This is a genomic window from Streptomyces antarcticus (genome assembly GCF_026627255.1).
GTDB lineage: Bacteria > Actinomycetota > Actinomycetes > Streptomycetales > Streptomycetaceae > Streptomyces > Streptomyces antarcticus.
On the sequence record NZ_JAPNLM010000032.1, the window covers coordinates 19,491 to 34,118 of the forward strand.

At 71.0% G+C, this 14,628-nt stretch carries 13 protein-coding genes; 8 read left to right on the forward strand and 5 right to left on the reverse strand.

Going from position 1 to position 14,628, the window contains the following annotated elements; all coding sequences use genetic code 11:
* Positions 1-9 precede the first annotated feature (9 nt).
* From OTB16_RS39370 to OTB16_RS33280, 3 genes are all read left to right on the forward strand, one after another.
* Positions 10-186: a hypothetical protein gene (locus tag OTB16_RS39370; protein WP_324290912.1), complete on the forward strand. Its 177-nt coding sequence runs from the start codon at positions 10-12 to the stop codon at positions 184-186.
* A complete protein-coding gene (locus tag OTB16_RS33275; RefSeq protein WP_324290913.1) occupies positions 186-2,684 on the forward strand; it encodes an ATP/GTP-binding protein in 2,499 nt (832 codons plus the stop codon). Before OTB16_RS39370 ends, OTB16_RS33275 begins: the two co-directional genes overlap by 1 nt.
* Before the next feature lie 624 nt (positions 2,685-3,308).
* Positions 3,309-3,479 carry an excalibur calcium-binding domain-containing protein gene (locus OTB16_RS33280; RefSeq protein ID WP_267725874.1) on the forward strand — a complete coding sequence of 57 codons (171 nt, stop codon included), beginning with the start codon at positions 3,309-3,311 and terminating at the stop codon, positions 3,477-3,479.
* Between the two features lie 296 nt (positions 3,480-3,775).
* Here OTB16_RS33280 and OTB16_RS33285 read toward each other — a convergent pair whose 3' ends face one another.
* Together OTB16_RS33285 and OTB16_RS33290 are read right to left on the reverse strand one after the other, a co-directional pair.
* Positions 3,776-4,024: a DUF6233 domain-containing protein gene (locus OTB16_RS33285; protein ID WP_324290916.1), complete on the reverse strand. Its 249-nt coding sequence runs from the start codon at positions 4,022-4,024 to the stop codon at positions 3,776-3,778.
* Between the two features lie 109 nt (positions 4,025-4,133).
* Entirely contained in the window at positions 4,134-4,484 is a 351-nt protein-coding gene (locus tag OTB16_RS33290) for a hypothetical protein (RefSeq protein ID WP_267725775.1), read from the reverse strand.
* A gap of 187 nt (positions 4,485-4,671) precedes the next feature.
* Between OTB16_RS33290 and OTB16_RS33295 the strand changes: the two genes are divergently transcribed.
* Entirely contained in the window at positions 4,672-5,148 is a 477-nt protein-coding gene (locus OTB16_RS33295; RefSeq protein ID WP_267725778.1) for a hypothetical protein, read from the forward strand.
* Positions 5,149-5,262: 114 nt separating this feature from the next.
* On the opposite strand, the gene OTB16_RS33300 is transcribed toward OTB16_RS33295, so the two are convergent.
* The 3 genes from OTB16_RS33300 to OTB16_RS33310 all read right to left on the reverse strand — a co-directional run bounded on the left by OTB16_RS33300 (position 5,263) and on the right by OTB16_RS33310 (position 8,352).
* The gene (locus OTB16_RS33300) at positions 5,263-5,859 is read right to left on the reverse strand and encodes a hypothetical protein (RefSeq protein ID WP_267725782.1); all 597 of its coding nucleotides are present in this window, start codon (positions 5,857-5,859) and stop codon (positions 5,263-5,265) included.
* A gap of 541 nt (positions 5,860-6,400) precedes the next feature.
* On the reverse strand, positions 6,401-7,945 hold the full coding sequence (locus OTB16_RS33305) for an MFS transporter (RefSeq protein WP_267725786.1): 1,545 nt from the start codon (positions 7,943-7,945) through the stop codon (positions 6,401-6,403).
* Positions 7,942-8,352: a DUF3291 domain-containing protein gene (locus tag OTB16_RS33310; protein WP_267725788.1), complete on the reverse strand. Its 411-nt coding sequence runs from the start codon at positions 8,350-8,352 to the stop codon at positions 7,942-7,944. The genes OTB16_RS33305 and OTB16_RS33310 overlap by 4 nt, the downstream gene beginning before the upstream one ends.
* Positions 8,353-8,809: 457 nt before the next feature.
* On the opposite strand from OTB16_RS33310, the gene OTB16_RS33315 reads away from it, so the two are divergent.
* The 4 genes from OTB16_RS33315 to OTB16_RS33330 form a co-directional block, all read left to right on the forward strand.
* On the forward strand, positions 8,810-10,111 hold the full coding sequence (locus OTB16_RS33315; RefSeq protein WP_267725791.1) for an NAD(P)/FAD-dependent oxidoreductase: 1,302 nt from the start codon (positions 8,810-8,812) through the stop codon (positions 10,109-10,111).
* Positions 10,112-10,125: 14 nt separating this feature from the next.
* Positions 10,126-10,392, forward strand: a complete 267-nt coding sequence (locus tag OTB16_RS33320) for an acyl carrier protein (RefSeq protein ID WP_267725793.1) — start codon at positions 10,126-10,128, stop codon at positions 10,390-10,392.
* Positions 10,376-11,263: a thioesterase domain-containing protein gene (locus tag OTB16_RS33325; RefSeq protein ID WP_267725796.1), complete on the forward strand. Its 888-nt coding sequence runs from the start codon at positions 10,376-10,378 to the stop codon at positions 11,261-11,263. Before OTB16_RS33320 ends, OTB16_RS33325 begins: the two co-directional genes overlap by 17 nt.
* A gap of 55 nt (positions 11,264-11,318) precedes the next feature.
* Positions 11,319-14,628, forward strand: a 3,310-nt coding sequence (locus tag OTB16_RS33330) for a beta-ketoacyl synthase N-terminal-like domain-containing protein (RefSeq protein WP_267725799.1), incomplete at its 3' end; no start/stop codon positions are given.

Sequence of the window (14,628 nt, forward strand, 5' to 3'; positions counted from 1 at the left end):
GGTGGGATCGTGGCAGGTCGGGATCTTCGGGCGCTGTTCAGCACGAACGACCGGGGTCTGGAGGCCGTGGAGGCGTTCACGAACCGGCAGCTGCAGTGGGAGCTGGTCGCGGCCGCGCTGGCCGGGCATCTGCGGCAGACCGCCGAGCCCGGCTTCGATGTCGAGGACCTGGAGCGCGCAACGTGATGGTGCTCCACGGAGTCGGCGGGATCGGCAAGACGACCCTGTCTCGCAAGTTGGAGGCCGCGTTCGCCGGGGCCGACCAGCGGCCTTCCCAGTGGGGGGAGCCCGCCTGGTCCGGACAGCGAATCCTGCCCGTGCGCATCGACCTGGCCCGCTCCGCCGGCACGTCCTTCGAGGACGTCGTCCTCACGATCCGTGCCGCGCTCGCCGAACTGGGCCGCCCGCTGCCCGCCTTCGACATCACCCTGCGCCGCTACTGGGAGACCCAGCACCCTGGCGAAAGCCTGGAGGAGTACCTGCGGCGCGGCGGCCTCGCGGGCCGGTTCGGCAAGGCCATGCCGCAGCAGATGCAGTCCGCTCTCTCAGACGTCGCCCAGGCGCTCCTTTTGCCGGGCACGGTCGGCACGGCGGTCGGCCAAGTGGTCGGCTCCCTCACCAAGGCGTTGCGGGAGCGGCGCCAGACCGTGCGGGCGCTCGCCGGGTGCGCGCGGCTGGCGGACCTGCTGGAGGCTGAACCGGACCTGGAGACGCTGTCCTTCTATCCCCACCTGCTGGCCTGGGAGCTTGCACAACTGCCGGCGGACAAGCGCGTCATGCCGGTGATCCTGCTGGACACCTTCGAGGACGTCGGCGACCGCACGCACCGCGACCTGGAGCGCCTCATCCAGCGGGTGGTGTGGCTGATGCCGAACTGCTTCTTCGTCGTCACCGGCCGCTCCCGCCTGCAATGGGCCGATGCCGCCCTCCAAGGGCAGCTCGACTACACCGGCCCCACCGCCTGGCCGGGTCTGGCCCTGCCCGCAGCCGTCCCGGCTGCCCGCGCCGCCCGGCCGTCCCACGGCTACGGGCGGCAGGTCCTCATCGGCGACTTCTCCCCCGAGGACTGCGACGACCACCTCGCTCGCCGGCTCACCCGCGACGGCGCACCCCTCATCGGCGAGGAGATCCGCCAGGTCATCACCGACCGGTCCCACGGACTGCCGCTCTACCTCGATCTGTCGGTGATGCGGTTCCTGGAGATCCGCCGCACTGGCCGCACCCCGCAGCCCGCCGACTTCGACCAGGACTTCCCCGCCCTGATCGCCCGCACCCTGTCCGACCTCACCGCAGACGAGCGACACGTCCTGCGCTCCGTGGCCCTGTTGGACGCCTTCGACCTGCCCCTGGCCACCGCGGCCGCCGGACTGCCCCACGAAGCGCCGGCCCTGCGGCTGATCGAGCGGCCCTTCGTCCGCGAGAACGTCTTCGGGCTGTGGCCGTACCACCTGCACGGGCTGATCCGCTCCACCGTCCGCGGCGCCGACGATCAGGCCGACGACCGCTGGTCGCCGCGCGACTGGGAGCATGCAGCCCAGCGCGCGCTGGCCGCCCTGGGCGAGCAGTGGATCGCGCGCACCGGCCGGGACCGGATGCTGCTGGTCGGCTGCCTGCGCCAGGGCCTCGCTCTGGCACGGGACTTCCGTCTCGACCTGGGCTGGCTTGCCGAAGCCGCCTGGGCGTACGTCAGCGACTCGGTGTGGGAGCCACTTGCCCCACCCGCCCGAAACGACGGCACCGGCGACGGCGGTATGGCGACGGCGGCCGACGCCCTCGTCGAGCTCCTGGCCACCCTCGCCCGCCGCCAGCACGAGCACCGCTCGATCACCGCCTCCCGCCTCGCCGCCGTCACACGCACCCACCTGCTGCCCGCAGACCTGCACGAAATGGCCGTCTACTACCTCGCCAAGGCCCAGCGTGACCTCGGCGACTCCGCCGGATCCCGCCGCGGAATGCAGCTCGTCGCCGACGGCCGAGGCCCCCTGGCGCCCGCAGCCCGGCGGGGCCTGGCTCACCTCGCCCGCCTCTCAGGCGATTTCCCCACCGCGCTCGCCACCGCCCAGACCCTCGGCTGGGACGGCCGCCAGCACCGTGTCGAAGGCGACATCCTCTGGCCTCACGGCGACATGCAGCGTGCGGGTGCCGCCTATGCCGCCGCCCGGGACCAGGCCGAGCGCCACGGCGTCGCCGGTGAACGCGCCACCAGCCAGGCCCAGCGCGCTCTCGTGCTCGCCTTCACCGACCCCGACCTTGCGGACGACGAGCTCCACCTGGCCGAGCAGTACTTGACTGGCCTAGACTTCCGCGCCACCGGCTTCACGCTGCGGATCGTCCCACTCGTCCGCGAAGCTGGCACCCTCGCCAGCCTCGACGCAGCCCGGGCGCTGCGTACGGAGATCCGCGACGCCGGTATCACCGCAGCTGAATCCGTCCTCGACCTCACCCTCGCCTTCCACCACGCCATCCTCGGCGAGCAGGACAAGCTCCGCGCCGTCATCGACCGGCTGAACGAGCTCGCCCAGACCGGCGACTACGCCTACTACGCCGACATCGCCCACTACATGGCCGGCCTCCCCCTCACTTCCACCTCTACCGTCCGGTGGCTCGACGGTGAGCGCCAGACCCGTACCCGGTGGCACGGCCTCGTCGCCGCCCGCCGCATACGGATCGGGCGCGCCCGATGACGGATCCAGACCTCGCACAGCGCTATCGACAGCAACAGCAAGAAGCGGCGGAGGCACGGCGCCAGGCATACCTGGAAGAGCGCAAGCAACGGCAGACCAAGCAGCGAGAACAAGAGCGAGAGCGGCAGAAGGCCAGTGACCGGGGGGCATGGGCCGGCTGCCTCACTGTGGTGGTGCTGCTGGGGCTCGCCGCCTGGGGCATCTGGTGGGCCATTTCTGGCCTTTCCGACTGGCTCGACCGCCCCGTCCCGGACCAGGCGCGGCCTGCGTCACCGAGCGCTTCCGCCTCGGAGAGACCCGCACCCGAATGGAAACTCGAATACTCGGGTGACGCTCTCACCGACCGCGACGACACCCTCTGGACCGACATGTACGACTCAGCCGCCCTCCGGCTCCTGCGATACGAAAGTGCCGAAGACGCCCACAGCGCACGTCTGGACGACCTTGACGACTCCAAAGGCCTGACCTCACGCGATGTCGAACTGACCATCGTGCGCGCTCCCGAACACGGCACCCTGACGGTGCAGAAACGGCATTGGGCTGTACACGCCGAAGGCAGGCTTCCGGGGCTTCGACACCTTCGACTACACCATCAAGCTCCACAACAAGCCCGAGCTGCGGAAGATCCGTTTCACCGTCGAAGTCGGGCTCAGCCCCGGAGCCAGGTACCGCGAGGAGCACAAATACGAGAACTGCACTGCCGCGCGTGCAGCTGGAGCCGCACCACTTCGCAGGGGCGAGGACGGGTACGGACGCCACCTTGATGCTGACCTGGATGGCGTCGCCTGCGAGTGACTGCGCGTGGACGCAGGTCTGCGCCGGAGTCCAGCCGGGATGCGACGCGGACGAGGTAGTTCTCCCGATCATCCGCCGTCGCCAGGACGGCGAGCCCGGGGCTAACGGCTGATCGTCGTCAGCCCGTGCGGTCAGGGCGTCCAGGACGTGAACCGGCTGTCCCTCCCGGCGCTTCGGGAGGTGGTGGCCACGACTGCCCCGTCGGGGCGGTCTGTGGTGGGCTGTGGGCGGCCGCCCAGGACTGTGCCGGGCAACGGCGAGCGCGGCGGGCAGATCCAGGTCCAAGCTGTGCCCAGTTAGCTGTCGAGCAGTCCCAGCTCGCTGTCGGGCCGGCACAGCGGGCATGCGATGGCCGACGGCACGGTCCGCAGCACTTCCAGGACCGACTCTCGCGTGGCCGGGCGGCCGCGGCGGGTGATCCTGCAAACGCCGGTGTGGACGCGGTCGGGTCTGCGGGAGGCGCCGATGCCGTACTCGATCCACCAGCGCGGCGGCTCTGGCAGTGGTCGGCGGCGAGCCCCGCTCTTCGTCCGCAGCCCGAACAGCGGTGATCTTCTCGTCGACGCGGGCGAGGGTGAGCTCCAGCCAGCGGCGTATCACCAGAAGCTGGTCCAAGGCCGGCGGCAGGGGCAGAAGCGGTTCAGGCATGACGTGCTACGCCGCCTCGGACACTTCTGCAGGGCGGGCTTGCCGCTTCAGCTGCATGCGGTTCTTCACCAGGATGTCGGTGGGGACGCTCTTCCAGTGGGGGTGGTCGACGACCGCGACCGACAGCTCCCGGAGGTCGGCCCACATCCGGTCGACCGTCTCCTTCTGTTCGTCACTCCAGCCGGGGCTGTCGGGGACGTCCCCGCGGTGGGAGTACCGCTCGCCCCGCACCCATCCCTTCATGGGCTCCACGCTCCAGGGCAGTCCGTCCAGGTAGTCGCGGTGTTCGGCGTGGGCGCGGTGGAGGCGCTCCTGCAGCTGGAGGAGGTCATCGGGGAAGGAGTTTGCGTCGGTCACTCTTGAATCGTAATTCTGTTCGATTATGGAAGGGAAGTCGGCGCTCCGGTTGGTGACCCGTTCGGCGCCAGGGAGCGCAGGTGGACCACGCACTGACCGCACATCCGGCCCCTCCGCCGAGCCATGCCCCTGGGCTGCGGGCAGGCTGGCGGTAGGGGGCTGGCGCGAGCACGGGGGAGGACACCCAGTGGTGCTGCGGCCTCCGGTGCAGCCGATGCTGGCGCAGGCCGTCGAGACGATCCCGCCTCCCGGGGTGCTGCGGGATCCGGCCTACGAGCAGAAATTCGATGGACACCGGATGCTGGTCTTCACCCCTAACCGTCACGAGACGTTACCGAGAAGGGCTCATTGCGGTGACGAGGGTGGAGGAAATGTGGCCCAGGGCGGGGTCTGCAGCGATGAAGAACGTTTCGACTCCGGTCAGTTCGTTGTTCATGCGGGCCATCGGCATTTCGTAGTCCAGGTCGTGAACGTCGCGGACTCCACGGATGACGACGTCGATTCCGACTCGGCGGCAGTAGTCGACCAGCAGGCCGCCGGTGTGGGAGTGTCACTGACGAAGCCAGTTCAGCGCTTCGCCGATGCTGCGGCGCCGGAGGAACTCTTCACCGGACAGTGGCAGAACCGGACAGCCTGGGGTTCGTCGCGCCGGAGCTCGCCGTGAAGGGCGGCCCGCAGGCGGATTCCGGACGCGGGCCTTCCCACCGCCGTCGTGAACAGGGAAGCCCGTCAAGCCCGTCACCCGACCGGCCGCCGAGAACCGGGCCGACCTCGATGCCTATGCGGCGACCCCGTCCGCGGCCTCGTCCGCCGGGCCCTGCTCCTGTTCCTGGGCCTGGTCCTGATCGCGGGGGCCGGTCGGGGGTACGAGCCCGATGGCGACCGGTGGCCGCGGGGCCTCGATGGTGTCCTGGACGCCGAGGGCTTCGGCCAGCGCGGCGAAGTTCAGCACGGGGCCGCGGCGCAGGGACTGCAGGACGGGTGTGACGGCCGTCGGCACCCGCGCCGGGCGGCTGCCCGTCGTCAGCGGCGCGGCGGCGTCCGCCTCCTCCGCCACCCGGAACACCGCCCCCTCGCGCAGCGGGTGGGGTGCGGACGCCGGCCCGGGGAGCACGGGAACGGGCTCGGGGACGACGGACCTGAAGGCGGACGTGCGCACCGCCCAGAGCACGTCGGCGGTGTCGGACGTCTCCGCGGACGCGGCCAGGCGCTGCGCCGCCTCGGCGAGGACGGTGCGGGCCAGCTCCGCGTCCCCCTCCAGGGCGTCGAGCGAGACCGTTCCACGCAGCCAGGCGTCGTCTCCGACGGCCCGGCTCACCAGCTCGGTCAGCAGGTCGTGGCGGGTGACCGGGGGGACGGCGATCGTCAGGTGCATGGAGAGCTCCTTCTGTGTGCCGCGGCGAGTGGAAGGTGCCGCGAGGAAGCACGCGAATCGCCCTCGCGCAGCACCAGTCGGGAAGGGGGCTCGCTTCCGGCGCGCAGCCCCGCCCCGACGGCAGACATCCCTGGGCGCGGGGCCGGGCTTACGGTGTGTTTTCCGCGTGGAACAATGACACCATTCGCAGGGCGTCACGAAAATGGTTTTTCGGGAGAATCCTGTGGGTTATTGGGATTCCTGAATTCGGGCTTCTGGAATTTCGATCAGTGAATTGCCCGGGCAACGAAAAGGCTGCGACACGTCGCCGTGTCGCAGCCGCGGTGATGGGGCCCGATTCCCGCCGGAGCGGGGGAGGTCACTGTTCGTCGATCGGGGCCGGGATGTGCTCAGGGGCGCACTCGGGGCTTGCAGTGAGTGCGGCGGGTGCGGCCTCCCGCAGGCCAGTAGGCCAGGACGATGACGGTGCCGGCCGTCCCCGCCGCGCAGATGACCAGGCAGCCGCAGGACGGCCTAGTACTACAGCCGCATTTCCGGTGGATCAGGCGCCGGCACCCTTTTCCTTCCGGGCGAGGAAGACCAGGGACAGCGCCGCCGCCAGCGCGGACACGCCCGCCACCACCCACATGCCGGTGTGGATGCCCGCGGTGAACGAGGCGCCCACAGCCTCGGTCACCTCGGCCGTGGACCGGCCGCTGCCGTCGCCGCCGCTGCGTGCCACCTCGACGACCGTCGACGCGACCTGCGGGGGCACGTGCGCCGCGTCCAGCTTCTCCGGCAGCACGCCGATGAAGCGCACGGCCAGCACCGAGCCCAGGACCGAGGTCGCGAGCACCGAACCGACCTGCCGGAAGGCGGTGACCGCGTTGGAGGCCGCGCCCATCTGGGCCGGCTGGACGACCGCGAAGGCGGCGGCCGTCGACGGTGCGACCACCAGGCCGCTGCCCAAGCCCAGCAGGGCGAGGCCCAGAGCCGTGACGGCGTACCCGCTGTCCGGCTGCTGCAAGACCAGGACGACCGCCGCCGCGCCCGTGACCACGGAACCGGCGGCCAGCAGCCGTCCCGGTCCCACCTTCGACCCGATCCGCTGCGCCACCAGCGTGGACAGGACGAACGAGACCATCGCGGGCAGCAGTTTCAGGCCCGTGGCCATCGGCGCGGTCCCCTGGACCCGCTGGAGGAACATCACTTCGAGGAAGATGACGCCGACGAAGGTGAACAGCGCGCTCGCCGACACCACCAGCGTGGCCGAAACCCGTAGGGAGCCCATCATCCGCACGTCCAGCATCGGCGTAGGCGCCCGCCGCTCCACCAGCACCAGAGCGGCCAGCGAGGCCACCGCCACCACCAGCGAGCCCACGACCACCGGATCGTCGTACCCGGCCCGGCCGCCGACCGAGATCCCGAACACCAGGGTGCCCAGGCCGACGACGGACAGGAACTGGCCGCCCAGGTCGAGCGCCCGGTCCGCGACCTTGGTCTCCTTCACGGCGTACAGCGCCATCGCCACCGTCACCACGGCGATCGGCGTGTTCACGAGATAGACGGCCGGCCAGTCGAAGCGGTCGAGCAGGGCGCCGCCGAGCAGCGGTCCGACCGCGAGACCCACGCCCGACATGGACACCCAGATGGTGATGTAGCGCAGCATGCGCGGCAGGTCGACGAAGAAGGTCGTGGTGATGATGGCCAGCGACGTCGGCAGCACCAGCGCGCCGCCGATCCCGCTGATCGCCCGTCCCACCAGTACCTGGGTGAACCCGCTCGCGGTCGCGACCACGATCGAGCCCGCGGCGAGCGCCACCACACCGATGACGAACACCCGGCGCCTGCCGAAGCGTTCGCCGAGCGCCCCGCCCGAGAGCACGCAGGCCGCCACGACCAGGGTGTACGTGCTCGACACCCAGCTGAGGTCGGCGGGCGGGACCTGCATGTCCAGCTGGAGGGCGCGCAGGGTCGAGATCGCGGCCGTCACCTCGATGAAGGACATGAACAGGCCCAGACAGGCGACGGCCAGTACCAGCCTGCCGTGCTCGATGACCGGCTTCGCCGGAGTCTCGACCGGCGTTTGGCCCGTTGTCGTGCTCACCGGCCCGCCTCCTTGTCCGCCAGCCGTGCCACCGCGTCGTCCCAGGCCACCGGCAGGCTGTCGTGGTCGACCGGGTAGAAGACGAACACCGAACCGTCCATCACCTTCCGCAGCCGGCTCACGATCCGGGCGTGCGGGTCCGACCGGGAGAACCGGTCGAGGGACTCCTGGTCCGACCACGCGGACAGGGTCCAGAAGGTCTTCTTCATCGGCTCGGCCCGCAGCGAGGCACCGATCACCCCCGGAGCCGACCGCACCTGTTTCCACACCACCAGGGACAGCAGGAAGAACCGGGGGACATCGAGCAGCGATGCGACCCGGAGCTTGGACGCCATGACCACGACGTGGCCAGCATCGGCCGTCGCGGACCCGGCGGCTGGCCCGGGCATCCAGGGAATGGTGGGCATGGAGCTCTCTCCTCTACTACGGCGTCCAACGCGGGATCAAGGCGGAACCACCCGCCTCTGACAAGAGCCCGGCGGGCGGCACACCCGGACAGCCCCGGCGGGTGAACTTCGTCTCGCGAGCACAGTTGGCTCGATTCAACCCCGTGCGCACAGTCGTTCGGATCAGGACACCCCACCCAGGCCCCATCGGCCTTTCCGATGCGGACCCGGGCATCCGCGATGAACTGTTTGACCCCCGCGAGGCGGCCGACCTACGTTTCGAGCCGTGCCGGCCCGCCACCGCTGCCGTCGCCACCACCTCACACCTCACACCGATTGTCCCGCCCCGCCGCCGTCGTCGCGGGAGAACGAGAGAAGTCCAACCCCCCCACCAGAGGTCTCCCCCTCTGCGCTCCAGCCGCCGTCGCACAACGCGACCGGTTCCATGACCAACGCTCGAGCCGAAGGGCTGCCTGCCATGACCACCCGAGTCGCTGTCGTCGGTGCCGGCATATCCGGACTGTCCGCCGCCCACCACCTGCCGGACGACGTCGAAGTCACCGTGTACGAGAAGGACGACCGGCCCGGCGGCCACGCGCTGACCGTCGAGGTCGAGGAGGAGGACGGCCGAACGATCGGCATCGACACCGCCTTCGTGGTCTTCAACTCCCGCACTTACCCGCAGATCACCGCCTTCTTCGAGGAGATCGGCGCCCCCGCCCTCGACCACACCGGCGGCTTCGACTTCTTCGACCTTGACCGCGGCCTCGACTACGGGACGACCGAGTTCGAACTCTCCGAGGAGGAGATCGCCCAGCGCTACCCGGCCGACTTCCTCACCCTGTGGCGGGATGCCGAACGCTTCCACCGCGAGGCCCCGCGCGACTTCCTGCGCAAGCGCACCGACATGGCGCTCGGCGAGTACCTGCGCCGGGGCGGCTACTCCGACGCCTTCAAGTACGGCTACGTGGTGCTGCTCGCCACCGCCGTCTGGTCGGTCCCCGCCGAGCTCATCTGGGAAATGCCCGCGACGACCGTCATCGCCTTCTTCATGTCGCACGACCCTGGCGGCCTCGGCGGACGCACCGTCAACTGGAAGACCGTCGCCGGCGGCAGCATCGAGTACGTCCGCAGGGTCGTCGCCAGCATCAACGGCAAGGTGCGCACCTCCAGCCCGGTCACCGCGGTCCGCGAAGAGGCGGACGGCGTGGTCGTCGCCACCGCCGACGGCGAGGAGCGCTACGACTACGCGGTCCTCGCCTCCCACGCCGACCAGACCCTCGCGATGCTGGAGCGGCCCAGCGCCCTCCAGGCCGACATCCTGGGCAAGGTCCGCTACAGCTCGACCAGCGCCGTCCTGCACACCGACCCGGCCGCCATGCCGCCCCGCCGCGAGCGCTGGCAGAGCTGGAACTACGGACTCAAGACGGTCGACGGCCGCACCCGCACCTGGGTCGCGTACTACATGAACTCGCTCCAGGGCTTCACGGCCGCCAAGGACTACTTCGTCACGCTCGACTCCCCGATCGTCCCGCGCGAGGAGTTCGTGATCCGCGAACTGCCCTTCACCCACCCGATCATCGACCTCGACGTCCGCACCATGCAGCGCACCATCTACGACGTCAACGAGACCGGCCGCATCAAGCTCGCCGGCTCCTACTTCCACTCCCCGAAGATCGGCCACGACCTGATCGGGTCCCACGAGGCCGGCTTCGTCTCCGGACTCAAGGCCGCCGAGTCCATCGTCCGCGACATCAACCCCCGCGCCGTCAAGAACTGAATCGAGGCAGTCCCATGCAGACCGTCACCGCAGTGGAAGCACAGGCCTGGCTGGTGGAGAAGCTGGCCGTCCGACTCGGCGTCGAGCCCGCCGACATCGACGCCGACCGCTACTTCGACGAGTTCGACCTCGACTCGACCGAAGCCCTCATCCTCGCCGGCGAGCTGGAGAAGTGGCTCGGCTTCGAACTGGAGGCGACCGCGCTCTGGTACCACCCGACCGTCGCCGCGCTGTCCGAGCACATCGCCGAGGAGAGCACACGCCATGTCGCGGCGGCCTGACCCGACCGCACCCCGTCCCGTCCTGCGGCTCCTGCGGGACGCGGACGGGCCGGCCGGCAGACGGATCTTCGCCGTCCACCCGGGCGCGCTCGCGGCCTCCGAATGGGAGGCGCTCGCCGGCCGGCTGCCCGCCGACACCGCCCTGTACCTGCTCGACCTCGGCAACGTCCCGGCATTCCTCACCGCCGCCCTCGACCCCCGTGCGCCAGCCGTCCCCATCGGGGACCTGGCCGCCCGCTGCCTGGACGAACTGGCCGCGGCACGCATCGACACGGAGCCGTTCACGCTCGTCGGCTGGTCCTTCGGCGGGGTCGTCGCCTACGAGATCGCCGCCCGCCTCGACGGGAGCGGCCGGAGCGAGCTCCTGCGGGACCTCGTCCTGCTCGACAGCATCGCGCCCGTCCCCGCCTTCAAGCGCACCGACGAACTCCTCGACGCCGCGATGCTCCTCGACTGGTTCGTGATGTACCTCGGTGCCAAGCGCCGCAAGTCCTTCACCTTGGGAATCCCGCCCCTCGCCACACCCGAGGACGGACTGCCGCTCGTGCTCGACGCCGCCATCGCCCAGGGCCTCCTGCCGGCCGACACCGAGCTCGCCGGACTGCGCAAGCTGTACGCCGCCTACCAGGGCGGCCTGTCCCGCAACAACCGCTGCACCGCTCCCTACGAGCCGGGCCCGCTGGAGCGCCCCCTCACCCTTGTCAAGCCGGAGCGCTCCCTGCTGCCCGCCGAAGGCAACCTCGGCTGGAGCGGCCTCAGTAGCCGCCCCGTACGCCAGATGGACGTCCCCGGCGACCACTACACGATGCTCCGCGACCCCGGGGCCGTGCACGTGCTCGCCGACCTGCTGGCCGACTCGGCCGTCGTCTGAAACACCCGTGGATCCGGGCCCCGCCCACCCGCCGTACTCGAACGAGAGGACCGTCGTGCACCACTCACGTCTGGCCGAGACACCCATCGCCATCGTCGGGTTGGCCGGCCTGTTCCCCCAGTCGCGCAACTTGCGCGAGTTCTGGCACAACATCGTCGAAGGAAACGACTGCATCGAAGATGTTCCGGCCAGCCACTGGAACCTCGACGACTACTACGATCCGGACCCCACCGCCGAGGACAAGACCTACGCCAGGCGCGGCGGCTTCCTGCCCGAGATCGCCTTCAACCCCATGGAATTCGGCCTGCCGCCGAACACCCTGGAGGTCACCGACATCCTCCAGCTCCTCTCGCTGACCGTCGCACGCGACGTCCTGCGCGACGCCGGCACCGAGAACTCCCGCTGGTACGACCCCACGCGCACCGGGGTCATCCTCGGCGTCACCGGCGCCAACTCGCTGACCCAGCCGCTCTCCGCCCGCCTGCAGACCCCCATCCTGAAGGAGGTCGTCCGCAGCGTCGGCCTCAGCGAGGCCGAGGCGGACGAGGTCGCCGAGCGTTTCAAGAAGGCCTACATCCCGTGGGAGGAGAACTCCTTCCCCGGCATGCTCGGCAACGTCGTCGCCGGACGCATCGCCAACCGCTTTGACCTCGGCGGCACCAACTGCACCGTCGACGCGGCCTGCGCCAGCGCCCTGGCCGCCGTCAAGCTCGCGGTCAGCGAGCTCATCGAGGGCCGCGCCGACCTGATGATCACCGGCGGCTGCGACGCCGAGAACACGATCCTCATGTACATGTGCTTCAGCAAGACCCCGGCCTTCTCCAAGAGCCAGATGATCCGGCCCTTCGACGAGTCCGCCGACGGAACGCTGATCGGCGAGGGCATCGGCATGCTCGCCCTCAAGCGCCTCGCCGACGCCGAGCGCGACGGCGACCGCATCTACTCCGTCCTGCGCGGCATCGGAACCTCCAGCGACGGCCGCTTCAAGAGCATCTACGCCCCGCGCGCGCAGGGCCAGCAGCTCGCCCTGCGCCGGGCCTACGAGGACGCCGGGGTCGCGCCCGGCTCCGTAGAGCTCTTCGAGGCGCACGGCACGGGCACCGCCGTCGGCGACCACACCGAGCTGTCCGCCCTCGGATCCTTCGTGGCCGAGGGACAGGACGCCCGCGGCTACGCCGCCATCGGCAGCGTCAAGTCCCAGATCGGACACACCAAGGCGGCCGCCGGCGCGGCCGGCCTGATCAAGCTGGCGCTCTCCCTGCACCAGAAGATCCTGCCGCCGACCATCAACGTCGAGAAGCCCAGCAAGGCCGTCGACCCGGCGGAGACCCCCTTCTACGTCAACTCCGAGGCACGCCCCTGGATCGCCGACCCCGGCCGCGACAAGCGCCGGGCCGCCGTGTCCTCCTTCGGCTTCGGCGGCACCAACTTCCACATGGTCCTGGAGGAGTACGACGCCGCCGGTGGCAAGGTCCTGGGCCCCGTCGCCCGTACCGGCCTGTGGCACGCGGCCGACCCCGATGCCCTCGCCCGCCGCCTGGAGCAGGGCGCCGCACCGGACCCCCTCGGCTGGGTGCCGGCCGGCGACGCCCGCATCGGCATCGTGGCCCGCTCGGACGCGGAGTTCGACGAACTGCGCTCCACCGCCGTCGGGCTGCTGCGGGCCAAGCCCGACGCGGCCTCCTGGCAGCACCCCAAGGGAATCACCTACCGCCGCTCCGCGCTCCCCGCCGGGACCAAGGCCGCCGCGGTCTTCGCCGGCCAGGGCAGCCAGTACACCGGCATGGGCCGCCGTGCGGCGCTCGCCGTGCCGCCCGTACTCGCCGCGTACGACCGGGCGAACCAGCTCACCAGCGGCGCCCAGACCCTCGGCCGGGTCGTGTTCCCCCCGCCGGCGTTCGACGAGGCGACCCGCACCGCGCAGGAGGAGACGCTGCGGCGCACCGAGTTCGCGCAGCCCGCGATCGGCGCCCTGTCCGCCGGTCAGTTCGCCTGGTTCCGCGAGCTCGGCTTCACCCCCGAGGGCGTGATCGGCCACTCCTTCGGCGAGCTGACCGCACTGTGGGCGGCCGGAGCGCTGGACGACGCCGGATTCGCCGAGCTGGCCCGGGCCCGCGGACTGGCCATGGCCCCGCCCGCGCAGGCCCCCGCCGACCATGACCCCGGCGCCATGGCCGCCGTACGCGGCGACCTGAGCGCGGTCGAGGCCCTCATCGCCGGGTACCGGGACGTCAGCGTCTGCAACGTCAACGCCCCCGGCCAGATCGTCGTCGGCGGCCCGACCGCCGAGATCGACCGCCTCGTCGCGGACGCCGCGGCGGGCACGATCCCCGTCAAGCGGCTCCCCGTCTCCGCGGCCTTCCACACCCGCTTCGTCGCCCACGCCGCCGACGCCTTCCGCGAGGCCGTCGCACGCGTCGACCTGTCCGCGCCCCGCATACCCGTCTACGCGAACACCGCGGGCGCGTCCTACGGCACCGACACGGCGGCCGGCCGGCGCACCCTCGTCGACCAGCTCCTGCGGCCGGTGGCCTTCGCCGACCGCATCGAGGAGATGTACGCCGACGGCTTCCGCGTCTTCGTCGAATTCGGCCCCAAGCGGGTCCTCTCGGACCTCGTGGACCGGATCCTCGAAGGCCGCGACGGCGTGGTGACCGTGGCGGTCGACGGCGGCCCGGCCAAGGACGGCGAGATCGCCCTCAAGCGCGCCGCGATCGAACTGGCCGTCCTCGGCCTCCCGGTCTCGGGCATCGACGACCACACCGCCACCGTTCCCGAGGCACCGGCGGGCAAGGGCATGGTGATCCCGCTGCGCGGCATCAACTACGTCACCGACGCCCGCCGCTCGGCGTACAAGGAAGCCCTGGCCGAGCCGGTCACGCGCACCGAATCCCTGCCGGCGCCCGCGCTCGGGTCCGGGGCCGAGAGCCTCAGCGAGGTCGCCCGCGAAGGGCTCGGCCTCCAGGCCGAGATCCTCGACACGCACGCCGAGACGATCCACGAGGCCGTCAAGACCCTGGAGGAGTCGGTCCGCTCCGGTACCCACCCCGACGCGAACGCGGCGCTGCGCCTCATCGAGCAGCACGGCGCCTCCATCACGACGGCGCACGACCGCGCCACGCGGCTCCTGATCGAGGCCCTGCGGGGAGACGAAGACCCGCAGACCGAGACCCCGACCCCCGCCCCGGCCGCGCTGGCCGAGGTGCCCGCCCCGGTCACCCTGGTCGCCCCGGTGGCTGTTCCCGCGGTGGCCGAGGCTCCTGCTCCCGCCCCTGTCGCGGCTTCGGCTGAGGTCGACGCCGCGGTGCTGAGTGCCTTGCTTGAGGTAGTGGCGGAAAAGACTGGCTATCCGGTGGAAATGCTCG